General features: G+C 70.9%; 24 protein-coding genes. 14 read left to right on the top strand and 10 right to left on the bottom strand.

Annotated elements, in window-relative coordinates:
- Window positions 1-125: 125 nt before the first annotated feature.
- Window positions 126-344: a DUF5326 family protein gene (locus G3I42_RS36300; RefSeq protein WP_164291899.1), complete on the bottom strand. Its 219-nt coding sequence runs from the start codon at window positions 342-344 to the stop codon at window positions 126-128.
- Window positions 345-579: 235 nt separating this feature from the next.
- Window positions 580-897 carry a cupin domain-containing protein gene (locus G3I42_RS36295; RefSeq protein ID WP_164291898.1) on the bottom strand — a complete coding sequence of 106 codons (318 nt, stop codon included), beginning with the start codon at window positions 895-897 and terminating at the stop codon, window positions 580-582.
- A gap of 66 nt (window positions 898-963) precedes the next feature.
- Here G3I42_RS36295 and G3I42_RS36290 point away from each other — a divergent pair, with 66 nt between their 5' ends.
- The 7 genes from G3I42_RS36290 (at window position 964) to G3I42_RS36260 (ending at window position 6680) form a co-directional block, all read left to right on the top strand.
- On the top strand, window positions 964-1356 hold the full coding sequence (locus G3I42_RS36290; protein WP_164291897.1) for a phage holin family protein: 393 nt from the start codon (window positions 964-966) through the stop codon (window positions 1354-1356).
- A 179-nt stretch (window positions 1357-1535) separates the two neighbouring features.
- Window positions 1536-2654, top strand: coding sequence for a cystathionine gamma-lyase (locus tag G3I42_RS36285; protein ID WP_164291896.1), 1119 nt, complete (start codon window positions 1536-1538; stop codon window positions 2652-2654).
- A 201-nt stretch (window positions 2655-2855) separates the two neighbouring features.
- Complete coding sequence (locus tag G3I42_RS36280) at window positions 2856-3776, top strand: LysR family transcriptional regulator (RefSeq protein ID WP_164291895.1); 921 nt, start codon at window positions 2856-2858, stop codon at window positions 3774-3776.
- Between the two features lie 95 nt (window positions 3777-3871).
- Window positions 3872-4354 carry an NUDIX hydrolase gene (locus G3I42_RS36275; RefSeq protein WP_164291894.1) on the top strand — a complete coding sequence of 161 codons (483 nt, stop codon included), beginning with the start codon at window positions 3872-3874 and terminating at the stop codon, window positions 4352-4354.
- Window positions 4355-4565: 211 nt separating this feature from the next.
- Window positions 4566-5441 carry a GNAT family N-acetyltransferase gene (locus G3I42_RS36270; RefSeq protein WP_164291893.1) on the top strand — a complete coding sequence of 292 codons (876 nt, stop codon included), beginning with the start codon at window positions 4566-4568 and terminating at the stop codon, window positions 5439-5441.
- Window positions 5442-5683: 242 nt separating this feature from the next.
- A complete protein-coding gene (locus G3I42_RS36265) occupies window positions 5684-6163 on the top strand; it encodes a MarR family transcriptional regulator (protein WP_164291892.1) in 480 nt (159 codons plus the stop codon).
- Between the two features lie 64 nt (window positions 6164-6227).
- Window positions 6228-6680 carry a GNAT family N-acetyltransferase gene (locus tag G3I42_RS36260; RefSeq protein WP_164291891.1) on the top strand — a complete coding sequence of 151 codons (453 nt, stop codon included), beginning with the start codon at window positions 6228-6230 and terminating at the stop codon, window positions 6678-6680.
- A 181-nt stretch (window positions 6681-6861) separates the two neighbouring features.
- Here the strand turns inward: G3I42_RS36260 and G3I42_RS36255 are convergent, their stop codons facing one another.
- Window positions 6862-8286 carry a serine hydrolase domain-containing protein gene (locus tag G3I42_RS36255; RefSeq protein ID WP_239096904.1) on the bottom strand — a complete coding sequence of 475 codons (1425 nt, stop codon included), beginning with the start codon at window positions 8284-8286 and terminating at the stop codon, window positions 6862-6864.
- A gap of 141 nt (window positions 8287-8427) precedes the next feature.
- Between G3I42_RS36255 and G3I42_RS36250 the strand changes: the two genes are divergently transcribed.
- Together G3I42_RS36250 and G3I42_RS36245 are read left to right on the top strand one after the other, a co-directional pair.
- The gene (locus G3I42_RS36250; protein ID WP_164291890.1) at window positions 8428-9285 is read left to right on the top strand and encodes a DMT family transporter; all 858 of its coding nucleotides are present in this window, start codon (window positions 8428-8430) and stop codon (window positions 9283-9285) included.
- A gap of 31 nt (window positions 9286-9316) precedes the next feature.
- Window positions 9317-9964, top strand: coding sequence for a maleylpyruvate isomerase N-terminal domain-containing protein (locus tag G3I42_RS36245; protein ID WP_164291889.1), 648 nt, complete (start codon window positions 9317-9319; stop codon window positions 9962-9964).
- Between the two features lie 54 nt (window positions 9965-10018).
- Here the strand turns inward: G3I42_RS36245 and G3I42_RS36240 are convergent, their stop codons facing one another.
- The gene (locus G3I42_RS36240; protein ID WP_164291888.1) at window positions 10019-10684 is read right to left on the bottom strand and encodes a M15 family metallopeptidase; all 666 of its coding nucleotides are present in this window, start codon (window positions 10682-10684) and stop codon (window positions 10019-10021) included.
- A 169-nt stretch (window positions 10685-10853) separates the two neighbouring features.
- On the opposite strand from G3I42_RS36240, the gene G3I42_RS36235 reads away from it, so the two are divergent.
- Entirely contained in the window at window positions 10854-11645 is a 792-nt protein-coding gene (locus tag G3I42_RS36235; protein ID WP_164291887.1) for a 2-phosphosulfolactate phosphatase, read from the top strand.
- Here the strand turns inward: G3I42_RS36235 and dnaB are convergent.
- Window positions 11590-13137 (bottom strand): replicative DNA helicase, encoded by a 1548-nt coding sequence (dnaB, locus tag G3I42_RS36230; protein WP_343244756.1) that lies wholly within the window; start codon window positions 13135-13137, stop codon window positions 11590-11592. The genes G3I42_RS36235 and dnaB overlap by 56 nt on opposite strands.
- Before the next feature lie 385 nt (window positions 13138-13522).
- Here dnaB and G3I42_RS36225 point away from each other — a divergent pair, with 385 nt between their 5' ends.
- Entirely contained in the window at window positions 13523-14860 is a 1338-nt protein-coding gene (locus G3I42_RS36225) for an MATE family efflux transporter (RefSeq protein ID WP_164291886.1), read from the top strand.
- A 224-nt stretch (window positions 14861-15084) separates the two neighbouring features.
- Here the strand turns inward: G3I42_RS36225 and rplI are convergent, their stop codons facing one another.
- The 4 genes from rplI to rpsF form a co-directional block, all read right to left on the bottom strand.
- Window positions 15085-15531, bottom strand: a complete 447-nt coding sequence (gene rplI / locus G3I42_RS36220; protein WP_030996087.1) for a 50S ribosomal protein L9 — start codon at window positions 15529-15531, stop codon at window positions 15085-15087.
- A gap of 17 nt (window positions 15532-15548) precedes the next feature.
- Window positions 15549-15785: a 30S ribosomal protein S18 gene (gene rpsR, locus G3I42_RS36215; protein ID WP_008746874.1), complete on the bottom strand. Its 237-nt coding sequence runs from the start codon at window positions 15783-15785 to the stop codon at window positions 15549-15551.
- A 56-nt stretch (window positions 15786-15841) separates the two neighbouring features.
- On the bottom strand, window positions 15842-16429 hold the full coding sequence (locus G3I42_RS36210; RefSeq protein WP_164291885.1) for a single-stranded DNA-binding protein: 588 nt from the start codon (window positions 16427-16429) through the stop codon (window positions 15842-15844).
- Window positions 16430-16506: 77 nt separating this feature from the next.
- Window positions 16507-16797 carry a 30S ribosomal protein S6 gene (rpsF, locus tag G3I42_RS36205; RefSeq protein ID WP_007824576.1) on the bottom strand — a complete coding sequence of 97 codons (291 nt, stop codon included), beginning with the start codon at window positions 16795-16797 and terminating at the stop codon, window positions 16507-16509.
- A 268-nt stretch (window positions 16798-17065) separates the two neighbouring features.
- Here rpsF and G3I42_RS36200 point away from each other — a divergent pair, with 268 nt between their 5' ends.
- From G3I42_RS36200 to G3I42_RS36190, 3 genes are all read left to right on the top strand, one after another.
- Window positions 17066-17398, top strand: a complete 333-nt coding sequence (locus G3I42_RS36200; protein ID WP_164291884.1) for a hypothetical protein — start codon at window positions 17066-17068, stop codon at window positions 17396-17398.
- Window positions 17399-17855: 457 nt separating this feature from the next.
- Window positions 17856-18977 (top strand): peptidoglycan bridge formation glycyltransferase FemA/FemB family protein, encoded by a 1122-nt coding sequence (locus G3I42_RS36195; RefSeq protein ID WP_164291883.1) that lies wholly within the window; start codon window positions 17856-17858, stop codon window positions 18975-18977.
- A gap of 103 nt (window positions 18978-19080) precedes the next feature.
- On the top strand, window positions 19081-20112 hold the full coding sequence (locus tag G3I42_RS36190) for an alanine racemase (RefSeq protein WP_164291882.1): 1032 nt from the start codon (window positions 19081-19083) through the stop codon (window positions 20110-20112).
- A 114-nt stretch (window positions 20113-20226) separates the two neighbouring features.
- Here G3I42_RS36190 and G3I42_RS36185 read toward each other — a convergent pair whose 3' ends face one another.
- Window positions 20227-21729, bottom strand: coding sequence for a glycosyltransferase 87 family protein (locus G3I42_RS36185; protein WP_164291881.1), 1503 nt, complete (start codon window positions 21727-21729; stop codon window positions 20227-20229).
- Window positions 21730-21960 lie beyond the last annotated feature (231 nt).

Raw genomic sequence — 21960 nt, 5'->3', positions numbered from 1 at the left:
CTCCCGAACGGAGTTGGTGGCCGATAGCGCCCATTCGGGGGGCTCCCCGTCAACTCCGGGACGCGGACTTCCCCCGCCGGTGGCCACGCGACGGGCGCGGCGCCGACCGGCAGAGGCACCCTCGGTCAGCGCTGGCTTCCTGGCCCCGCCGACTCCTTGAACTTGCGCACGACGAAGACGAGCGCCGCGACCACGACGACAAAGACGAGCGCCTTGAAGAGCAGGCCGACCACCACGCTCAGAATCGAGACGATCACCCCACCGAAGATCGCCAGCGCGATGAGCGGGACGGCCACCCACTTCACCCACCACGGCAAGTCCGTGACTATCTCCCGCATACCCATCCCTGCTCCCTCGCTTCAACCGGTTCCGGGTCCCGCCCGGCCTGCTTCGATGCTAGGCCGGAAAACCCGGCGGAGGGGCCCGCGGCAACCCTGGCTTATCCCTGATTCGTACCCCTGAGGAAGAGAGCCCAATATCCCCGGAAACCCTGAGAAAAACCCCTCTGAACAGGGCTTTCCCTCTCAGGGTCACCCTCGGGGGCGCGCGGCCTCCCAGGTGCCCGCCCCCTGCGCCTCCTCAGCCCTCCGGCGGTGAGAAGACGACGAGGACCCGCAAGTCCTCGCTGATGTGGTGGAAGCGGTGCGGGGTCCCGGCGGGTACGTAGACGACGCTCCCGCGCGCGACCTCCGTGGTCTCCTGCCCGACGGTGAGCGCGGCCCGTCCGCTCACCACGAGGTAGACCTCGTCCTGCCGGTGCGGCTGCTGGGTGTCGGCGGCCCCCGCGTCGAGCGCGTACAGCCCGACGGACATGTTCCGCTCGCGCAGGAACTGCAAGTACGCGCCGTCGTTCACGGACCGTTCGAGGTCCAGCTCGTCCAGCCGGAATGCCTTCATCGACTTCCTCCACCCCTTCGCCGCTCCCGTACCGCCGGTCCCGGCCCCGTCTGTCACGATCGGCCCATGAAGACCTTCGTGTTCAGGACTCTCGCCAACGCGGCGGCCCTCGCGGTGGCCGTATGGCTGCTCGACGGCATCACCCTCACCGGCCACAACACCGGCCACAGGGCGCTCACGCTGATTATCGTCGCACTGGTCTTCGGCGTCGTGAACGTGCTGGTGAAACCCCTCGTGCAGTTGGTGACCCTCCCGCTGCTGATCCTGACGCTCGGGCTCCTCACCCTCGTCGTGAACGCCCTCATGCTGCTGCTCACGTCATGGATCTGCGATCTCATCGATGTGCCCTTCCACGTCAGCGGCTTCTGGACGGCCGTCCTCGGCGGGCTCGTCGTCGCCGTCGTCTCCTGGGCCGTCTCGCTCGCCCTGCCCGACGGCCGCCCCGCCGAGCGCGCCTGAGAGCCGGTGGCAGGGGACCCCGCCGCCGCGCGCCGCCTTCACCAGGGCCGCCTTACGGACGGGCGGCCGCGTACCCCATCCTGGGGGCCCGGCACAGCGCGGTGCGGGAGAGGTGACAACCACCCCGGTCACGGCCCCACGAACGGCCGCGAGCGGCAGCGGACGAGAAGAGGCGCAGCATGACTGGCGACGGAACGAGGGCAGTGCGCGCGGGGCTGCCGGAAGCGGCACCGAACGAACCGACCATGCCGGGCCCGGTCTTCGCCGCCCACTTCCACCTGCCGGGCGAGGTGGCCGGACCCTATACGTACGGGCGCGACGGCAACCCGACCTGGACCCACCTCGAAAGCGCCATCAGCGCGCTGGAGGCGCCCGAGGCGGAGGCGGGGACGCTGCTCTTCCCCTCGGGGATGGCCGCGATCTCCGCGGTGCTCTTCTCCCAGCTACGGGCCGGCGACACCGTGGTCCTCCCCTCCGACGGGTACCAGGTCCTGCCCCTGGTCCGCGAACAGCTCACCGCGTACGGCGTGACCGTGCGCACCGCCCCCACCGGCGACGACGCCCAGCTCGACGCGCTCGACGGCGCGCGACTGCTGTGGATCGAGTCGCCCTCGAACCCCGGCCTCGACGTCTGCGACATCCGGCGTCTCGTGGCCGCCGCGCACGACAGGGGCGCGCTCGTCGGAGTCGACAACACCCTCTCGACGCCGCTCGGCCAGCGCCCGCTGGACCTCGGCGCCGACTTCTCGGTCGCCTCCGACACCAAGGCCCTCACCGGCCACGGCGATGTACTCCTCGGCCACGTCACGACGCGCGACCCGGCTCTCCTGGAGGACGTACGGCGCTGGCGCAAGATCATCGGCGCCATCCCCGGGCCCATGGAGACCTGGCTCGCCCACCGCTCGCTCGCGACGCTCCACCTGCGGCTCGACCGGCAGAACGCCAACGCGCTCGCCGTCGCGGAGGCGCTGCGCGCCCGCCCGGAGGTGAGCGGCCTGCGCTATCCCGGGTTCCCCGAGGACCCCGCGCACAAGCTCGCCACGGCGCAGATGCTGCGGTACGGGACCGTCCTGGGCTTCACGCTGCCCTCGCGCGAGCACGCCGAGCGCTTCCTGGCCGCCGCCCGGCTCGTCGAGGACGCCACGAGCTTCGGAAGCGTGCGGTCCACCGCCGAGCGGCGCCGGCGCTGGGGCGGGGACGCGGTCGCCGAGGGCTTCATCCGCTTCTCGGCGGGCGCCGAGGACACCGAGGACCTCGTGGCCGACGTACTGCGGGCGCTCGACGCGAGCGAGGGCTGAGCGGGCGGAAAGGCGCGCGGGTGGTCCGAGCCTCCCCCCTCGTGGCTCGGACCACTCACGGATTCCGCGAAGGACCGCTCGGCCAAGGCTAGTTGACTGCCTGTACATGTCCAATCACTGTAGAGGCGGCGGGGTATCGCCAGATTTATCGTTGACCGCCCGGGTACGCCGGGCCCGCGACCACCGGAGGGGGCAGTCGCGATGGATCTCGGCCTGTTGCGCACCTTCGTCGCCGTGCACCGTGCCGGCTCCTTCACTCGTGCCGCCTCGCTGCTCGGCCTCTCGCAGCCCGCGGTGACCTCACAGATAAGGGCCCTGGAGCGCCAGGTGGGGCGCCCGCTCTTCCTGCGTCAGGCGCGCGGGGTGACGCCCACGTCCCTCGGTGAGGAACTGGCGCACAAGGCCGCCCCGTACCTCGACGCCCTCGTCGAGATCGCGGAGGGCGGCGTCGCCACGAGCGACGGGCACGCCCGTACCCTCCACCTCGCGGGGCCTCCGGAATTCCTCGCCGAACGCGCCCTGCCCGCGCTGAGCGGTCTCGACAAGGGCGAGAACCCCGACTTCGGTATCCGGGCCGCGTTCGGCACCGCGCAGGAGAGCCTCGAAGGGCTCGCCGCCGGGCATCACGACCTCGCGATCAGCACCGTCCGGCCACGGGGTGGCCTGCTCACCGCCACCGCGCTCTGCGACGAGGAACTCGTCCTCGTCGCCGCACCGGCCTGGGCGGACCGGCTTCCCGTCGAGCGGCTCAACGGCGAGGCCCACAAGCCTGCTTCAGCCCGTGCTCAGCCGCTCCCCTTCGTCGACTGCCACGAATCGCTGCCGCTCGTCGCGCGCTACTGGACCGCCGCCTTCGACGCGCTGCCCCCGGGGCCCGGCGCGGTGATCGTTCCCGACCTGCGGGCGGTACTCGGCTGTGTCCTCGCCGGTGCGGGCCTCGCGGTCCTGCCGCGCTACCTCTGCGCGCCCGCCCTCGCCGAGGGACGGCTCCGGCTCCTGCTCGATCCGGCGGTGGCTCCGCTCCGTACGTACTTCCTCGTCGCCCGTACCGGCACCCTCGCGCTGCCCCACCTCTCCCGCGCCCACGACCGCCTGCTCCGCGCGGCGGCGGACTGGGGCTGAACACACCCCGGAGCGCGCTCCGCTCCGCACGACGGCCTCCCAAGCGCTCGGGGCGCGCATGTTTCACGTGAAACAACTCGGGCCACATTCCCTCCATGACCGTTCGCCCCGTGGTCAAGCGCACCGCTCGTGCCGTCCTGCTCGACGGCGAGGATCTTGTCCTCATCAAGCGCGTCAAACCCGGTGTCGACCCCTACTGGGTCACCCCGGGCGGCGGCGTGGAGCCGGAGGACGCCACCGTCATCGAAGCCCTGCACCGGGAGGTCCACGAGGAGCTGGGCGCGAAGATCACCGATGTCGTGCCGTGTTTCGTGGACACGGTGGAACACATCGGCGCGGACGGCGGCGCCACCGGGGTCAAGGTCCAGTACTTCTTCGTCTGCCGCCTCGTCTCCATGGATCTGGAGCAGCGGCACGGACCCGAGATGGAACAGCCCTGTGGAACCTACGAGATCGTCCGTATCCCCTTCACCCGCGTCGGCATCGCCTCCGTCCACCTCGTCCCGCTCTCCCTGCGGCACTACCTCGACGGCAATATCGAGGGGGTCCTCGCCCTCCTCGACGCGGATCTCGGCTGACTCAAAGCGGTTCTCGGCTGACTCGGCGCGGCTCTGGGCCGACTCGGGGCCGGCCTCGCAGAGCACCGCCCCTCGTGAGTCATCCGACGAGCATCCGCACGTCGTTCCCACGTCACACGATGTTCCACGTGAAACATCCCTCATCGTGGAACAGGCCCGTAGTCCGAAAAGAGGGTGGACGCACGCCCCTGACGTCGGTAAGCCTGAGCGCGTGCTGCCCACTCCTCCGCCGTCCGCCGCTCTGGCTCTCCGCAGGCTGACCCTGCACGATCTCCCGCACTGCCTGGAGCTGGCAGAGAACAGAGGCTGGTATCCCGACCGACGGCTGTGGACCTTGCTCCTGACCGCGGGCACCGGTTACGGCATCGACGACACCCGCAGCGGGCTCCGCGCCGTCTGCGTCAGCCACCGTTACGGGCCTGCGGAGCGCCCCGGCCTCACCGTGCTCAGCATGCTGCTCGTGAGCCGCGACCACGCGGGCCAGGGGCTCGGCCGTCGCCTGCTCAGCGAAGTGATCGCCCAGGAGCCTGTCGAAGCCCTCGCTCTCTACGCGAGCGAGGAGCGCATCCCGCTCTACGAGGACCTCGGCTTCCGCGCGGCGGCGCACGCGGAGACACTGGAAGGCCGCTTCGCCGGTGCCGACGCGGTCCCGGGGGTACGGGTCAGGCGGGCGACCGCCGGGGATCTACGTGCCCTGCTCGACGTGGACCGGGAGATCTTCGGTCTGGACCGTACGCCGCTGCTCGCCCGGCTCCCCGCCTTCGCGGACCGGATGAGTCTCGCCGAGGACGCCGAGGGCCAGATCCTGGGCTTCGCCGCCCTCCGCACTGAGCCCCACGCCGCTCTCCTCGGCCCTCTCGTCGCCCGCGAGCCGCTCCTCGCCCAAGCCCTGGTGGCCGACCTCGTCCACGAGGTGCTTACGCCGGTACGCCTCGTGCTGGAGAGCCATCAGGAGGAACTGCGCGGCTGGCTCATCGATCACGGGCTGCGCCCCGTACTCCACAGCCGTGTGATGCTGCGCGGCACACCCGCGCTGCCCGGGAACCGGCTCCAGCGGTACGCACCGCTGAGCACGGCGACGGGCTGAGCGGGGGCGGGCGGCGGTCCGGGAGGGGCCCTGGCTGGAGGGCCCAGGTTCAGGCGGGCCCTGAGCAGGCTTGGGCTCGGGTCTCGGCTCGGGTCTCGGCTCGGCTCGGCTCGGCTCGGCTCGGCTCGGCTCGGCTCGGCTCGGCTCGGCTGGAATATTTGCAGGCGCCGTATAGTCGCAACCAGTGGCTATTTCAGTTCTGCCCTACGCTGGGACACCCGAGACGGACGGAGGAGAGAACGATGACGGCGACCGACCCCGCTCTCACAGCGCTCGCACACAGCTGGTCCGCCCTCTCGCTGCTGCACAGCCGGATCGAGTCGCGCATCGAACGCGCGCTCCAGGCGGCACACCACCTCAGCGTGCGGGAGTACTCCCTCCTCGACGTCCTCAGCCGGCAGCACGACGGCGATGGCGGACACCTCCAGATGCGGCAGGTCGCAGAGGCCGTCGTGCTGAGCCAGTCCGCGACGACCCGCCTCGTGACGCGCCTGGAGGACCGGGGCCTGCTGGCCCGCTACCTCTGCCCCACCGACCGGCGCGGCATCTACACCGATGTGAGCGAATCGGGCCGGGTGCTCCTGGAGGAGGCCCGTCCGACCAATGACGCCGCCTTGCGCGCCGCACTCGACGAGGCCGCCCTCGACCCGCAACTCGCCCCGCTCGTCACCGCCATGGAACAGCTGGACGCCTCGCCCCGCCTTCTCGGCCGATCGGTCTGAGCCGTCCCTCCGGTCAAGGCCAGGAACGGGAGGTCCCAGGGAGGTCGAGCCTAGGATCACGGCCATGAGCACCCTTCACATACGCCGTGCCACACGCGACGACATCAGCGCGATCGTCGCGATGCTCGCGGACGACCCCCTCGGCGCACAGCGCGAGTCCCCGGACGACCTCACCCCGTACCACGAGGCGTTCGCCCGTATCCACGAGGACAAGAACCAGCACCTCGTCGTGGCCGAGAGCGACGGGGAGATCGTGGGCACGCTCCAGCTCAGCGTGCTGCACGGCCTGTCCCGCCAGGGCACCACCCGCACGATCATCGAGGCGGTACGCGTGTCCGCCGACGCCCGCGGAGGAGGACTCGGCACCGAGCTCATCACCTGGGCCATCGAGGAGTCCCGCCGCCAGGGCGCGAACCTGGTCCAGCTCACCTCGGACGCCACCCGCACCGACGCCCACCGCTTCTACAAGCGGCTCGGCTTCGTCGACTCCCACGTGGGCTTCAAGCTCACGCTCTGAGCCTGCACCGACCCACATGTTTCACGTGAAACATCGCGGGCCAGGCACACAGGATGTTTCACGTGAAACACCGCGGTCCCGCCGGACAGGACGAGCGAGATGCGCGAGGCAATGTTTCACGTGAAACATCGCCCCTGAAGGGGGCGGTCAGCCCATGTTTCACGTGAAACATCCCTCGCTCTCAGCCCGGCAGCCCCCGCCAGCCCTCCGCCACCACTCCGCCCGGCGTGGGGCCGCCCTCGGCGTACGGCTCCCGCGTGAAGACGAAGGAACCCAGGTCGAGGTGGCTCACCTCGCCCTCCGGTCCCCGTACGACGCTCAGCACCTCGCCCGCGTAGTAGCCGTCGAGCCCCACCCAGCTCCCGTCGTCCGCAGGCACGAAACGCGACTGCCGCCCGCCCTTGACCGGCCCGAGTTCCAGTCCGCTACCCGCCCGGAGACGTACCGCGACCGGGTCACTCCCCCAGTACCACAGGCCCGTCAGCGCCAGCAGCTCTCCGTCCACGCGTGGCAGCGGCTTCCACGGCTCGGGGATGCGCGGCTCGGCCTCCGCCACGAGTTCGAGCAGTTCGGCGGCGAGCGTCCCCGAGCTGAGCTGCGAGGTGGCGTTGCCCAGGACCACGGCGCCGAGATCCTCCTCCTCGCAGATCCACAGCCCGGCCGTGAATCCCGGCACGGAGCCCGTGTGCCCGGCCAGCTCCCGGCCCCCGCGGTGCAGAAGCTGGGTGCCGAGTCCGTATCCGCTGTCCCCGTCGCCGGGGGCCGTGGGAACGCGCAGCTCACGTACCGCGTCGATACTCAGCACCTCGTCGTCCCCGCGCAGCAGGAAGTCGGCGAAGCGGGCGAGATCGGCGGCCGTGGACCAGAGCTGACCCGCCGGAGCCATGAGCCCCAGGTCCTCCACCTTCTCCTCCTGGAGCAGATCGGCCCACGGATGCACGGCCCAGCCGCCGGCGCTCGGCGCCTCAGGGCGTACACCGGTCCGCCGCAGGCCGAGCGGCTCCAGGATCTCCGTACGCAGCGCCTCCTCCCACGTCGTCCCCCGCACAGCGGCGACGAGCGCGCCGAGGACGGTGAATCCCGGGTTGGAGTAGTGGTACAGCACCCCGGGTTCGTGGCGGAAGGGCTCCGCGCCCAGCACGTCGGTGAGCCGCGGACGCAGACTCCCCGGCGTCCGCTCCCACCAGGGCGGCGGGGTTTCGGCGGCCAGCCCGCCGGTGTGGGCGAGGAGTTGGCGGATCGTGACCTCCGGGCCGAGGCCGGCCTCCGGCACGTACCGCTCCACCGGGTGGCCCAGTTCGAGCAGACCCTCCTCACGCAGGCGCAGCACGAGCACCGCGGTGAAGGTCTTGGTGATCGAGCCGATGCGGTACTGCACCTGGTCGTCGGGGGCATGGCCGTCGACACAACTGCGCGCCCCGCTCCATACCTGCCGTCCGCCTCGCGTCACCGCGGCCACGACGGACGGCACCCGCTGCTCGGCCTGCGCCACCGCGATCTTGCGCAGCAGTGCCCGCCGCGTCCCGTCCAGGAGCGCGCTGGACGCCGCGCCGGGCTCTTCGCCGGATACTCCGCCGGCCCTGCCGGCCTCGTCGATGGAAGTCATGCCTCGCACGCTAATCGGCGGCCGATACGCGTCACCAGCCCGTTTCGGCCCAGGGCCGCTCCCCCATGCGCCCGTCCTTCGTAGGGCGGACGTACCCGAAGCGTCCGGGAGACGCACGGCAGGGGAGGGGAGGCACCCACTGTGATCATCCTGGCTGTCGTCTTCGCCGTCCTCGGCGCCGCGAGCAATGCGATGGGAACCGCCTTCCAGCGCAAGGCCGCCGCCAACCAGCCGCAGGGCGGCGGCTTGCGCCTCGTCCTCGCCCTCGCCCACCGGCCGGCCTGGCTCCTCGGCATCGGTGGTGTCATCGGCGCCGCGTTCTTCCAGGCGCTCGCGCTCACGAACGGACCGCTCGCGCTCGTCCAGCCCGTCTTCATCCTGGAACTGCCGTTCGCGCTGCTCATCGGGCTGCCGTTGCTGCACCGCAAGATGCCGGTGACCGGCTGGTACGCGATCGCGAGCGTCGTCGCGGGCCTCGTGCTGCTGCTCGGCTGCGCGGCTCCGCACGGCGGTACCAGCCAGGCCTCCGCCGCGCGCTGGATTCCGGCCGTGGCCCTGTGTCTCGCGGCGATGGGGTTCATGGTCCTCATCGCACGCCGCGCCCGTTCCTCGCTGCTGCGCGCCACCGTGCTCGGCTTCGCGGCGGCCGTGGGCAACGCGCTGACCGCCGCGCTCCTCAAGTCGGCGACCCGCACCTTCGCCGACGACGGCCCAGGCGCCTTCTTCACCTCCTGGCAGACCTACGGCTTCGCGCTCACCGGCATGGCGGCCCTCCTCCTGCTGGAGAACGCCCTGCAAGCGGGCACACTCGCCGCCTCGCAGCCCGCCCTCACGATCGGCGACGCCACGGTCAGCCTTCTGCTCGGCGTCCTCGTCTTCCAGGAGCGCCTTCACCTGGGCTGGCTCGTCCTGCCCGAACTGCTCGGCGTCGCGCTGATCGCCGCGGGCGTCCTCGCGCTCACCCGCACCGTCCCGCACATCCGCGATCTCGCTTCCTGAGGGAGCCTCGCGCGCCGCGTAGCCTGCCGGGGTGGATCTCTTCTCCCAGGCCCTCACGTCCCTTCTCGACACGGTCGCCGGGCTCCGCGACGAGGACTTCGCCCGGCCCAGCGGCTGCACGGGCTGGCGCGTACGAGACCTCGTCTGTCACCTCGTCATCGACGCCCAGGACGTCCTCATCACCCTGGCCACGCCCGAGCGGGGCGCTCCGACACGCGACGCCGTGACGTACTGGCAGGTGGGCGAGACGCCGCCGGACGGCACGGACCCGCTCGACGCGCTGACCGTCCGCCTCGCGGCGGCCTACGAGGACCCCGCACTGCTCAAGTTCCACCTGGACGACGTCGGTTCGGCAGCGGGTCGCGCGGCCCGTCTCGCCGTACCGGAGGCCCGTGTCGGCACGCAGGGACAGGTCCTCACGGCGGCCGACTACCTGTCGGCGTACGTCCTGGAGTGGACCCTCCACCACCTCGACCTCACCGCCCACCTCCCGCACGCCGCCCCGCCCCCGGCCGCGTGCCTCGCGCGCTCCCGCGCGCTCCTCGGCCGCATCGCCGGCGCACCCTTCCCGCCCTCCTTCTCGGACCGCGAGGCACTGCTCGTCGGTACGGGGCGCCGCACCCCGACTCCCGACGAACGCGCCGCCGCCCCGGTACGCCTGCCCCTCGTCCTCGGCTGAGGAGCGCGCCGGGGACGCGCAGGGGTCCGCCCGCGCCGCTTTCCCACGGGACGCTCAGGCCGAACCCGTGCGCTCCACCGCCGCGTACAGCCCCGCCTCCGCGCCCGTCGCGAGAGCCCAGTAGCGATCGCCGTAGGACCAGTGCCACCACTCGGTCGGGTAGTTGACGAATCCGGCACCGCGCAGGGCCTCGCCCAGGAGCGCCCGGTGCGCTCTCGCCTCCGTGCCGATGTTCTCCGCGCCCGTGTAGCAGGCCCCGTCGCTCTCCTCCGGGCTCGCGTTCATGCGGGTACCGAGGTCGAGTTCGCGGCCCCCGGCGTCCGCGAGCGTGACGTCCACGGCGGCTCCGGCGCTGTGCGGGGCGATCTCCGGCGGCGAGACGTACCGGCTCGCGGCGGCCCTGATCCGCTCGGCGGACCACTCGGGGTGCGCGGCGCGCAGTTCGTCCGCGTACTCCTCGAAGTAGCTCCGCTGGAGAGCGGGCGGCCGGTAGCCCTCGACGTAGAGCAGCCGCAGGCCCTCGGGCAGGCGGCGCTGCGCCGCGAGCAGCCGTTCCAGCACGCCCGCGCGCAGGTGCGCGAACGCTCCCGTCGATGCCCCCTCCTTCCGCGTGTCGACGAGCAGTTCGCCGCCCACGCGCACATCGACGAGCGGTTCCCCGCACTCGCGCAGGGGTATCGCGGCCACGCGTGGATCGGCCATCAGAATGAGTTCGCTCATGCGGGCAGTTTCCCCGATGTCACGTCAGGAGCGTTGTCCTCGGGGCGGCACGGCGGGTGGCCCGTACCGCTCGTGTGCGGCCCGCGCTCCTCCGCAGCGGTTCGTAGCGCTGCGCAGCGACCGCGCCCGGGAGCCGGGCGGCCGGGCCGGTCTGGCACGATCTCCGCCCATGAGCGAGTGGTTCACGCAGGCAGGTCATGGGGTGCGGTTCGAGTGGGGGCCGGTCGGCGCGGGGCTTCTCGCGGGGGAGGCAGCGTGTCTCGTGGTGGTCGACGTCCTGTCGTTCACCACGTCGGTGTCGGTCGCGGTGGAGGCGGGCACCCGTGTCTTCCCGTACCGCTGGCGGGACGAGACGGCCGAAGCCTTCGCCGGAAAGGTCGACGCCCGGCCGGCCGTGGGCCGGAGCAGGGCCACCGAGGCGTCCCCGTGGTCGCTGTCACCGGCCGCACTGCGTCGCGCGCCCTTCACCCCGCGTCTGGTGCTCCCGTCCCCCAACGGCTCCACCATCGCCGCGGCGGCCGGGGACGGACCGGTCATCGCGGGTTCGTTGCGCAACGCGGGCGCGGTCGGCCGCCGACTGGTGGAGTGCGGCTGGGGTACGCCCGAGCGACCCGTCCTGGTGGTGGCGTCCGGCGAGCGCTGGCCGGACGGCAGCCTCAGGCCCGCGCTCGAAGACCTCCTCGGCGCCGGAGCCGTGATCTCCGCCCTGCGCCGCGCAGGCGGTGGCGGCTTGTCGCCGGAGGCCGCACTCGCCGCCACGGCCTTCGCCCACACCTCGGACCTGACCGCCACCGTCGCGAATTGCGCCTCGGGCCGCGAACTCCGGGCGAGCGGCTACGACATCACCCTCGCCACCGACCTCGACGCGACCACCACCGTGCCGGTCCTCATCGACGGGGCGTTCGTCACACCTGAGCCATGTCCACGAACCGCGAGTAGTGGCCCTGGAAGCCGACCGTGATCGTTGCGGTCGGGCCGTTGCGGTGCTTCGCGACGATCAGGTCGGCCTCGCCGGCGCGGGGGGACTCCTTCTCGTAGGCGTCCTCGCGGTGCAGCAGGATGACCATGTCCGCGTCCTGTTCGATCGATCCCGATTCACGCAGGTCGGAGACCATCGGCTTCTTGTCGGTGCGTTGTTCGGGTCCACGGTTGAGCTGCGAGAGCGCGATCACCGGGATCTCCAGTTCCTTCGCGAGCAGCTTCAGGTTTCGGGACATGTCCGAGACCTCCTGCTGGCGGCTCTCGGCGCGGCCCTTGCCGCCCGACTGCATGAGCTGGAGGTAGTCGATCACGACGAGCTTGAGGTCGTTGCGCTGCTTGAGCCGTCGGCACTTCGCGCGGATCTCCATCATCGACAGGTTCGGCGAGTCGTCGATGTAGAGCGGCGCCGCCGAGACCTCCGGCATCCGGCGCGCGAGACGGGTCCAGTCCTCGTCGGTCATCGTGCCGGAGCGCATGTGGTGCAGGGCAACGCGCGCCTCAGCCGACAGGAGACGCATCGCGATCTCGTTGCGGCCCATTTCGAGCGAGAAGATGACGCTCGGGAGGTTGTTCTTGATCGATGCCGCGCGGGCGAAGTCGAGGGCGAGCGTGGACTTGCCCATCGCGGGACGGGCCGCGATGACGACCATCTGTCCGGGGTGCAGGCCGTTGGTCAGCGCGTCGAAGTCCGCGAAGCCCGTCGGGACGCCGGTCATCTCGCCGCTGCGGGAGCCGATCGCCTCGATCTCGTCGAGCGCGCCTTCCATGATGTCGCCGAGCGGAAGGTAGTCCTCGCTCGTGCGCTGCTCGGTGACCTTGAAGACCTCAGCCTGCGCGTTGTTGACGATCTCGTCGACGTCGCCGTCCGCCGCGTATCCCATCTGCGTGATGCGCGTGCCCGCCTCGACCAGACGGCGCAGCACGGCGCGCTCGTGGACGATCTCGGCGTAGTACTCCGCGTTGGCCGCCGTCGGCACCGTCTGCACGAGGGTGTGCAGGTACGGGGCTCCGCCGACCTTCGTGATCTCCCCGCGCCGGGTCAGCTCCGCGGCCACCGTGATCGGGTCGGCGGGCTCGCCCTTCGCGTACAGGTCGAGAATCGCCTGGTAGACGACCTCGTGCGCGGGCCGGTAGAAGTCGGAGCCCTTGAGGATCTCGACGACGTCGGCGATGGCGTCCTTGGAGAGCAGCATGCCGCCGAGCACCGACTGCTCGGCGTCGAGGTCCTGCGGGGGTACGCGCTCGAAGGCGGCCGGGCCGTCCCAGTCGCCGCCCTCCTGACCCCGGTCGTGGCGCTCGCCGCGCCCCTGCTCGCCCCGTCCCTGACCGCCGCGGGCCTGGTCCCCGCGCCCGCCGTGCCCGTCGGCCCGGCCGCCCCGGTCGTCGTCCTCGCGGCGCCTGCGGGATGAGGGCAGTCGGTCACCGGGCCCGCTCTCGGCCCAGGGATCGTCCAAGGGCTCGGAAATGCTCACCGGGCCTCCTCCTCACATCCGTGGAACGGACCTTGCCGTGCCGTTCCACGCGCCGCCGCACGGTGGGCGCCGCATAACGTTAGGCCCGTCGGCACCGTCAGCCAATCTGGTTATCCACAGGCACTGTGGATAACCAGCCCAGAGCTGTGGAGAACTTGCCCGAACCTGTGCATGAGCCGGTGGAAAGCTCTGTGCACAAGCCCGAGCCCTCACCCGAGCACCTGATGTGACCTGGGGTTTCCTCATCCACCGCCTGTGGGGAAGAAAAAATTTCCCGTGTGGCCCAAGATCACGAAACCGGACACCTCCGAGCAAGCTCGCCCCGGCGATCCGTAAGGGTCGCAGGGCTTTGCGTCTCTTACCTGTGGAAGATTAGATTTAATCCATGACCCGCCCTCCCGAGCAGTCCCGCACCGCCCTGCGCCGGCACGACCGCGAGATCATCGCTCTCGCCCTCCCGGCGTTCGGCTCCCTGGTCGCGGAACCGCTCTTCGTCATGGTGGACAGCGCCATCGTCGGCCATCTCGGCACCCCGCAACTCGCCGGCCTCGGTGTCGCCTCCGCCCTGCTCACCACGGCGGTCAGCGTCTTCGTCTTCCTCGCTTACGCGACGACGGCAGCCGTCTCCCGGCGCGTCGGCGCGGGGCATCTCGCCGCCGCGCTGCGGCAGGGCATCGACGGTATCTGGCTGGCCCTGGTCCTCGGGCTCCTCGTCGTCGCCTTCGCCGTACCCGCCGCCCCCTGGCTCGTCGACATCTTCGGCGCCTCCGGCACCGCGGCCCCGTATGCCACGACCTACCTGCGCATCTCCGCCCTGGGCATCCCGGCCATGCTGATCGTTCTCGCGGCGACCGGCGTACTCCGCGGCCTCCAGGACACCCGGACACCGCTCTACGTCGCCGTAGGCGGCTTCCTCGCGAACGGCGTGCTCAACGCCGTCCTCGTCTACGGAGCGGGCCTCGGCATCGCCGGCTCCGCCTGGGGCACGGTCATCGCCCAGTGCGGCATGGCGCTCGTCTACCTCTACGTCGTCGTACGGGGTGCCCGCCGCCATGGCGCCTCGCTGCGCCCCGACCTCGCGGGGATACACAACAGTGCCCGCGCCGGGGCGCCGCTCCTCGTCCGCACCCTCTCGCTGCGCGCGATCCTCATGATCGCCACGGCCGTCGCGGCGCGGCTCGGGGACGCGGACATCGCCGCGCACCAGATCGTGCTGTCCCTGTGGAGTCTGCTCTCCTTCGCCCTCGACGCCATCGCCATCGCGGGACAGGCGATCATCGGGCGCTACCTCGGCGCCGATGACGCCGAGGGCGCCAGGAATGTGTGCCGCAGGATGGTCCACTGGGGCATCGCCTCCGGCGTCGTCCTCGGCGCGCTCGTCATCGCGGGCCGCCCGCTGTACATCCCGCTCTTCTCGGGGGACTCCGTCGTCCATGACGCCGCCTTCCCGGCCCTGCTCGTCGTCGCCTTCGTCCAGCCGGTCTGCGGGATCGTCTACGTACTCGACGGGGTACTGATGGGCGCGGGCGACGGGCGGTATCTCGCCGTCGCGATGATCCTCACCCTCGCCGTCTTCACGCCGGTGGCCCTTCTCGTCCCGGTGTGGGGCGGCGGGCTCACGGCGCTGTGGGGAGCGATGGCCCTCATGATGGTGGTCCGGATGCTCACCCTCTGGCTGCGCTCCCGCTCGGGACGCTGGGTCGTCACAGGGGCGAGCCGCTGAGCCCGCGGGGATGTTTCACGTGGAACACCGCGAAACCGCTGGAGCCGGATGTTTCACGTGAAACATCCGCCGTGCACGTCCACGCCGCCCCAGCCCTACGACAAGCACCCGCCCCCAGCCCGTACCAGTAAGCACCCCGACCGCTGAGTACCCCGCGGACACGCCGAAGGGGCCGCACCCACAAGTGGTGCGGCCCCTTCGCTGCTTCAGCGTCAGCGAGACGCTCAGGCGGAGACGACCTCGATGTTGACCTTGGCGGCCACCTCGGGGTGCAGACGCACGGACGCCTCGTGGGCGCCGAGCGACTTGATCGGCGTCGTCAGCTCGATGCGGCGCTTGTCCACGTTCGGGCCACCCGCGGCCTTGATCGCCGAGGCGATGTCGGCGGGGGTCACGGAGCCGAACAGACGGCCGGCTTCGCCGGAGCGGGTCGCAAGGCGGACCTTGACACCCTCCAGCTCGGCCTTGATCTGGTTGGCCTGCTCGATCGTGGCGATCTCGTGGATCTTGCGCGCGCGACGAATCTGCGCGACGTCCTTCTCGCCACCCTTGGTCCAGCGGATCGCGAAACCACGCGGGACCAGGTAGTTACGGGCGTACCCGTCCTTGACGTCGACGACCTCGCCGGGGCCACCGAGACCGGAGACCTCGTTCGTGAGGATGATCTTCATGCGATGGTCACCCTCTCTCAGCGCGCGGTGGACGTGTAGGGCAGCAGCGCCATCTCACGGCTGTTCTTCACGGCCGTGGCGACATCGCGCTGGTGCTGGGTGCAGTTGCCGGTCACGCGGCGGGCACGGATCTTGCCGCGGTCGGAAATGTACTTCCGCAGCATGTTCGTGTCCTTGTAGTCCACGTACGTGACCTTGTCCTTGCAGAATGCGCAGACCTTCTTCTTAGGCTTGCGCACAGGCGGCTTCGCCATGGTGTTTCTCCTGTGTGATCAAGAAGTGGGAAGGCCCACCCCAGGACCCGAAGGCCCTAGAAGGGGGGCTCGTCCGAGTAGCCGCCGCCGGAGTTCCCGCCCCAGCCGCCGCCGCCCTGCTGCCCTCCGCCGGAGGGAGCACCGGTGGCCCAGGGGTCGCCGGCGGGTGCACCGCCGCCGCCCTGCTGGGGCTGCTGCTGACCGCCGCCGGGGTTCGATCCCCAGCCGCCGTCCTGCGGGCCTCCGCCGTAGCCTCCCTGGCCGCCGCGCCCGCCCCCGCCGCTGGTCTTGGTGACCTTGGCGGTGGCATTGCGCAGGCTGGCGCCGACCTCGTCGACGTCCAGCTCGTAGACCGTGCGCTTGATGCCTTCACGGTCCTCGTAGGACCGCTGCTTCAACCGGCCCTGAACGATGACGCGGGTGCCGCGCTGAAGCGACTCCGCGACGTTCTCCGCGGCCTGCCGCCAGACCGAGCACGTGAGGAAGAGGCTTTCGCCGTCCTTCCACTCGTTGGTCTGCCGGTCGAAGGTGCGCGGGGTGGACGCGACGCGGAACTTCGCGACGGCCGCACCGGACTGGGTGAAGCGCAGCTCCGGGTCGTCGACAAGATTGCCGACGACCGTGATGACGGTCTCGCCTGCCATGGGATGTACCTCTCGGCGGAATGTGCTCTGGCGGGTACGTGGCTACTCGACGTCCGCGAGTCCCTGAGCCAGAGCGCTCAGTGGGTCTCGGGACGGAGGACCTTGGTCCGGAGGACCGACTCGTTCAGATTCATCTGACGGTCGAGCTCCTTGATGACCGCGGGCTCGGCCTGGAGGTCGATGACCGAGTAGATCCCCTCGGGCTTCTTGTTGATCTCGTAGGACAGACGACGACGGCCCCAGGTGTCGACCTTCTCGACCTTTCCGTCGGCCTCACGGACCACGGAGAGGAAGCTCTCGATCAGGGGAGCGACAGAGCGCTCTTCCAGATCGGGGTCGAGGATCACCATCACCTCGTAGTGACGCATAGGTAACCCACCTCCTTCGGACTCAGCGGCCACGGACAATCCGTGGCAGGAGGGTTGTTCATGCGTAGCGACGGTACTGGGCCCCACTGACAACGCGCCCTCCGCCGAGGAGGAGGACCCGTTCGGGTGACCGGACAGACACCGGCGCAGACGGTACACAGTACCCGCACACCGGCTTCCGGTTGAAATCCGGCCGCGAGGGGACGCAATCTGTACAGAACGGATGTGACCGGCGCTACAGGGCACCGGTCCCGTCAGGAGGTGCCCGATGGCACAGGCAATACGTCCCCCGTCCGCACATCAGCCCTCTGCGAACTCGCTCGTCTCCGGAGACGGACGGCCACACCCCCTCCAGAACACCCTCACCGCACTCACACTCGTGCTGGGGTTCCTGGCCTTCATCTCGTCCTTCTTCCACAGCTTCCACCTGCTCAGCTCCTGGGCGGGGCTCGTCGGCCTCGCGGTCGGTGGCTGGGGGCAGTACATCTCCGTCACCACCCGGGAACGCTTCGGCCTGATCATCGGCATGGGCGCCGCGGGAGTCGGCCTCCTCGTCGGCATGGCCCACGGCGGCCTCTTCGGCGGCGTGATCGGCGGCTGAGCACCACCAGCGGCCACCGCACCGCGACCCACCGCCCGAGCCGAACGGCCCGTGGCGCCGGAATCCGCCCGCTCACCAGCGGCGGAGCCCCGGCGCCACGGGCCGCGGGGCTGCCGCCACGAACGACGTCCACCCCGCTCGCGTACCGCCGTCCCGCCCACCACGCCTCCGTCCGCAGCACCGCCGTCCCCGCTTCCCGTACGACGTAGAGCGCCCCGTCTCCGCATGAAAAGCCCTGCTCTGCCCGCTACGGACGGACCCGTCCCTTCTCCGCGTCGCCCGGCTGGAGCAGCGCGCGCCGCCCTGTCGGAGTCCCCGCCTGGCCATATCACCGCTTCCGCACCCGCCCCGGCGAGCGGTACGGCCCAGTGAGCGCCCCGGACAGGCGCAGTAGGCTTCGGCGCGAGAGCCGGAGCCCTGTACCGATGGGGACACACCAGCCCGAGGAGCGCCCCGAATGAGCCTGACCCTGAGGACCATCAGCCGCGAGCACCATCTGGCCTTCATCCAGAGCCTGCCCGCGGCCAGCCACATGCAGGTCCCCGCCTGGGCAGACGTGAAGTCGGAGTGGCGCTCCGAGAGCCTCGGCTGGATCGACGAGAAGACCGGGCAGCTCGTCGGCGCCGGGCTCGTCCTCTACCGGCAGCTCCCCAAGATCAAGCGTTACCTCGCCTACCTGCCCGAGGGCCCGGTCATCAACTGGTACGCGCCGAACCTCGACGAGTGGCTCCAGCCGATGCTGACGCACCTCAAGAAGCAGGGCGCCTTCTCGGTGAAGATGGGCCCGCCGGTCGTCATCCGGCGGTGGAAGGCGCCGACGATCAAGCAGGGCATCCAGGACCCGGACGTGAAGCGGCTGCGCGACATCGAGGCGGACGTCATCGAGCCGCGCGCCTTCGAGGTCGCCGACAAGCTGCGCCGGATGGGCTGGCAGCAGGGCGAGGACGGCGGCGCCGGCTTCGGCGACGTCCAGCCCCGCTACGTCTTCCAGGTGCCGCTCGCGGGGCGCTCGCTGGAGGAGGTCCACAAGGGCTTCAACCAGTTGTGGCGGCGCAACATCAAGAAGGCCGAGAAGGCCGGCGTGGAGGTCGTCCGGGGCGGCTACCACGACCTCGGCGAGTGGCAGCGCCTCTACGAGATCACCGCGCTCCGCGACAAGTTCCGGCCCCGCCCGCAGCCGTACTTCGAGCGCATGTGGCAGGCGCTGAACAGCGAGGACCCCAACCGGATGCGCCTGTACTTCGCGCGCCACAACGGGGTGAACCTCTCGGCGGCCACGATGCTCGTCGTCGGCGGGCACGTCTGGTACTCGTACGGCGCCTCGGACAACATCGGGCGTGAGGTGCGCCCGTCGAACGCGATGCAGTGGGCGATGCTGCGCGATGCCTACGCGCTCGGCGCGAGCGTCTACGACCTGCGCGGCATCAGCGACTCGCTCGACGAGAACGACCACCTCTTCGGCCTCATCCAGTTCAAGGTGGGTACCGGGGGAGAGGCCGCGGAGTACCTCGGGGAGTGGGACTTCCCGCTCAACAAGCTGCTGCACAAGGCGCTCGACCTCTACATGTCGCGGCGCTGATCCCCCTTCGCCGCGTCGCCGCGCCGGTCCCCCGCCGGTTTCCCCCGCGGCACGACTCCCCCCACCTGCACCACACAGCTAGAAGAAAGGTCCGGGACCGGCCATGGCGCTCACGCTCTACGTCGACTCCACGCGCTGGCGGGCACACCACAAGCACGTCCTCGAACAGTTCCCCGGGATCGTCCCGGTCTGCAAGGGCAATGGCTACGGTTTCGGCCACGAGCGGCTCGCCGAGGAGGCGACCCGGTTCGGCTCCGACATGCTCGCCGTCGGCACCACGTACGAGGCCGCGCGGATCAAGGACTGGTTCAGCGGCGACCTGCTGGTCCTCACCCCGTTCCGGCGCGGGGAGGAGCCGGTGCCGCTCCCGGACCGCGTCATCCGCTCCGTCTCCTCGGTGGACGGCGTCCGGGCCCTGGTGGGCGCGCGCGTGATGGTCGAGGTCATGTCCTCGATGAAGCGGCACGGCGTGACCCGGAGCGACCTCCAGGCCCTCGGCACCGCGATCGACGACGTGCGCCTGGAGGGCTTCGCGATCCACCTGCCGCTCGACCGCACGGACGGTACGGACGCGGTGGAGGAGGTCATCGCGTGGATGGACGCGCTGCGCGGGGCACGGCTGCCGCTCCACACGATGTACGTGAGCCACGTCAAGGCGGAGGAACTGGCCCGGCTGAGCCAGCAGTTCCCGCAGACGAAGTTCCGCGCGCGGATCGGGACCCTGCTCTGGCTCGGTGACCACGAGGCCACCCAGTACCGCGGGACGATCCTCGACGTGACGCGGGTCGCGAAGGGCGAGCGTTTCGGCTACCGGCAGCAGAAGGCGACCTCGGACGGCTGGCTCGTCGTCGCCGCGGGCGGCACCTCGCACGGCGTGGGCCTTGAGGCGCCGAAGGCGCTGCACGGCGTGATGCCGCGCGCGAAGGGCGTGGCGCGGGCCGGGCTGGCCACGGTCAACCGGAACCTCTCGCCGTTCGTCCACGGCGGCAAGCAGCGCTGGTTCGCGGAACCGCCGCACATGCAGGTCTCGATCCTCTTCGTGCCCGCCGACGCCCCCGAACCGCAGGTGGGCGAGGAACTGGTGGCGCACCTGCGGCACACCACGACGCAGTACGACCGGCTCGTCGAGCAGTGAGCGCGGTCCGGACCGCGGGTACGGACCGCGGGTACGGACCGCGGGTACGGACCGCGGGTACGGCGTCTGCCGCCGTGCGGCTCCGGCCCGCGGCGGTTCCGCGCGGGCCCGGCGCTACGACTCCTCGTCCGCGAACCGCTCCGTCCGCTCCTCGGGCCTCTTGCCCCAGTCCGTGTAGGTCCCGCCGCCGTGCTGGGGCGGCCGCGCGGCACGTCCGTACACGTGCCGGTCCAGTGCCCCGTCGAGGACTCCGCCCGACGGGTCGTCGTCGCCGGAGGCGCGTACGGGATCGCGCTCGGGCAGCAGGATGTCCCGCACCACGACCGCGCAGAGGTAGGCCGTGGCGAGCAGGTGGCAGCAGATGGCGAGGTGGTAGCCCTCCTGGGAGAGCCCCATCGCGCCCTTCCCGCCGCTCGTGTAGGCGAGGTAGAGCCAGATGCCGAGGAAGTACAGGACCTCCCCTGCCTGCCAGATGAGGAAGTCCCGCCAGCGCGGCCGGGCGAGCGCGGCGAGCGGCACGAGCCAGAGGACGTACTGCGGCGAGTAGACCTTGTTGGTGAGGATGAAGGCCGCGACGACGAGGAAGGCGAGCTGGGCGAAGCGCGGCCGGCGCGGAGCGGTGAGCGTCAGCACGGCGAGGAGGGCGCAGGCGAGCACCATGAGCAGTGTCGCGAGCGTGTTGATCGTGTCGGTGCTCGGCGGGGAGCTGAGCCGCTGGGACAGGATGAGCCAGAACGAACCGAAGTCGACGCCGCGCTCCTGGCTGAAGGTGTAGAACTTCGCCCAGCCGTCGGGGGCGAGGAGGATGACGGGAAGGTTCACCAGGAGCCACGCCGCCGCCGTACCGCCCAGCGCCCTGCCGAACTCCCGCCAGCGGCCCGTGCGCCAGCACAGCAGCAGCACGGGGCCGAGCAGGAGGACCGGGTAGAGCTTCGCGGCGGTGGCGAGCCCCAGCAGGACGCCGAAGCCGAAGGAGCGCTTGCGGGACCACAGGAGCATCGCGACGGCCGTGAGCGCGACGGCGAGCAGGTCCCAGTTGATCGTGGCGGTGAGCGCGGCGGCGGGGGCGACGGCGACGAGCAGGCCGTCCCAGGGGCGCCGGCGGTGGGTGCGGGCGACGCACACGGCGAGGACCACCGCGCAGATCATGAGCATCCCGGAGTTCACCAGCCAGTAGACCTGCTCACGGTGGACGAGGTCGTCCCCGCCCGGGGTGAGCCAGGAGGCCACCTCCATGAACACTCCGGTGAGCACGGGGTACTCCAGGTACTCCATGTCGCCGTTGAGCCGGTCGAAGTAGGGGACGAGCCCGTCGGCGAAGCCGCGCCCCTGGAAGAGGTGGGGGATGTCGGAGTAGCAGGCGTGCGTGTACTGGGCGTTCGCACCGAAGAACCAGCCGCCGTTGTAGCAGGGGATCTTCTGCACCATGCCGAGCGCGAAGAGCCCCAGCGCGACGAGCGCGACGACCCGTACCGGCGTCCACCACGTGGAGCCGAGCAGGGCATGACGCCCCACCGGGCCGCCGAGCAGTTCGCTGCCCTCGGCGGCGACGGCGTCCTCCTCGGTGGGTAGCACCGGCCCGGACTGCTGCACGCGGGTACTCGTCATGACGGCCATCCTGCCGTACGTCCCTGAGCGGCGGGTGCGGGGAACACCACGCGAGGCCGGAAGACGGCGAGGGCCGCGGTACCGGACGTCGGTACCGCGGCCCTCGTATGCCCGACTCGGGCGTACCACCCATGTTTCACGTGGAACATCCGAGTCACCGATGTTTCACGTGGAACATCCAGTTCCTCGATGTTTCACGTGGAACATCCGCCGCTCCGAAGTTTCACGTGGAACATCGGA

This window comes from Streptomyces sp. SID11385, from assembly GCF_010548245.1.
Classification (GTDB): domain Bacteria; phylum Actinomycetota; class Actinomycetes; order Streptomycetales; family Streptomycetaceae; genus Streptomyces.
This window is presented reverse-complemented; position numbering and strand designations above follow the sequence as displayed.

What these genes read in the sequence shown, in the direction of transcription:
- G3I42_RS36300 (WP_164291899.1), bottom strand. Translation starts at nt 344, where the DNA reads ATGGGTATGCGGGAGATAGTCACGGACTTGCCGTGGTGGGTGAAGTGG.
- G3I42_RS36295 (WP_164291898.1), bottom strand. Translation starts at nt 897, where the DNA reads ATGAAGGCATTCCGGCTGGACGAGCTGGACCTCGAACGGTCCGTGAAC.
- G3I42_RS36290 (WP_164291897.1), top strand. Translation starts at nt 964, where the DNA reads ATGAAGACCTTCGTGTTCAGGACTCTCGCCAACGCGGCGGCCCTCGCG.
- G3I42_RS36285 (WP_164291896.1), top strand. Translation starts at nt 1,536, where the DNA reads ATGACTGGCGACGGAACGAGGGCAGTGCGCGCGGGGCTGCCGGAAGCG.
- G3I42_RS36280 (WP_164291895.1), top strand. Translation starts at nt 2,856, where the DNA reads ATGGATCTCGGCCTGTTGCGCACCTTCGTCGCCGTGCACCGTGCCGGC.
- G3I42_RS36275 (WP_164291894.1), top strand. Translation starts at nt 3,872, where the DNA reads ATGACCGTTCGCCCCGTGGTCAAGCGCACCGCTCGTGCCGTCCTGCTC.
- G3I42_RS36265 (WP_164291892.1), top strand. Translation starts at nt 5,684, where the DNA reads ATGACGGCGACCGACCCCGCTCTCACAGCGCTCGCACACAGCTGGTCC.
- G3I42_RS36260 (WP_164291891.1), top strand. Translation starts at nt 6,228, where the DNA reads ATGAGCACCCTTCACATACGCCGTGCCACACGCGACGACATCAGCGCG.
- G3I42_RS36255 (WP_239096904.1), bottom strand. Translation starts at nt 8,286, where the DNA reads ATGACTTCCATCGACGAGGCCGGCAGGGCCGGCGGAGTATCCGGCGAA.
- G3I42_RS36240 (WP_164291888.1), bottom strand. Translation starts at nt 10,684, where the DNA reads ATGAGCGAACTCATTCTGATGGCCGATCCACGCGTGGCCGCGATACCC.
- G3I42_RS36235 (WP_164291887.1), top strand. Translation starts at nt 10,854, where the DNA reads ATGAGCGAGTGGTTCACGCAGGCAGGTCATGGGGTGCGGTTCGAGTGG.
- G3I42_RS36225 (WP_164291886.1), top strand. Translation starts at nt 13,523, where the DNA reads ATGACCCGCCCTCCCGAGCAGTCCCGCACCGCCCTGCGCCGGCACGAC.
- rplI (WP_030996087.1), bottom strand. Translation starts at nt 15,531, where the DNA reads ATGAAGATCATCCTCACGAACGAGGTCTCCGGTCTCGGTGGCCCCGGC.
- rpsR (WP_008746874.1), bottom strand. Translation starts at nt 15,785, where the DNA reads ATGGCGAAGCCGCCTGTGCGCAAGCCTAAGAAGAAGGTCTGCGCATTC.
- G3I42_RS36210 (WP_164291885.1), bottom strand. Translation starts at nt 16,429, where the DNA reads ATGGCAGGCGAGACCGTCATCACGGTCGTCGGCAATCTTGTCGACGAC.
- rpsF (WP_007824576.1), bottom strand. Translation starts at nt 16,797, where the DNA reads ATGCGTCACTACGAGGTGATGGTGATCCTCGACCCCGATCTGGAAGAG.
- G3I42_RS36200 (WP_164291884.1), top strand. Translation starts at nt 17,066, where the DNA reads ATGGCACAGGCAATACGTCCCCCGTCCGCACATCAGCCCTCTGCGAAC.
- G3I42_RS36195 (WP_164291883.1), top strand. Translation starts at nt 17,856, where the DNA reads ATGAGCCTGACCCTGAGGACCATCAGCCGCGAGCACCATCTGGCCTTC.
- G3I42_RS36190 (WP_164291882.1), top strand. Translation starts at nt 19,081, where the DNA reads ATGGCGCTCACGCTCTACGTCGACTCCACGCGCTGGCGGGCACACCAC.
- G3I42_RS36185 (WP_164291881.1), bottom strand. Translation starts at nt 21,729, where the DNA reads ATGGCCGTCATGACGAGTACCCGCGTGCAGCAGTCCGGGCCGGTGCTA.